The 219-nt window shown below is 52.5% G+C and carries 1 pseudogene; it reads right to left on the reverse strand.

The window, feature by feature from the left end:
• Positions 1–219: pseudogene (locus H0R92_RS14115) on the reverse strand (hypothetical protein); the annotation flags it as partial.

Genomic DNA, 219 nt, shown 5'->3' on the forward strand with positions numbered 1-219 from the left:
CTCAAGGGGTGAAGCTTTTTCATCGCTGCCGGCCTCTTCAAGTTCTTCTACTTCTTCGAGCGGCTCAACGGTTTCCGCTTCCGCAAAAAGCGCAGATTCGGTACTTTCGGCTTCTTCAAGCTCTTCTACTTCTTCAAGTTCTCCAAGAGGTTCGGCGCTTTGTGCTTCCTCCGGAAGTTCGGCTTCCGCCGCTTCAAGAACTTCGGCATCCTCAAGGGA

It is taken from the genome of Treponema sp. OMZ 840 (genome assembly GCF_050937815.1).
GTDB lineage: Bacteria > Spirochaetota > Spirochaetia > Treponematales > Treponemataceae > Treponema_C.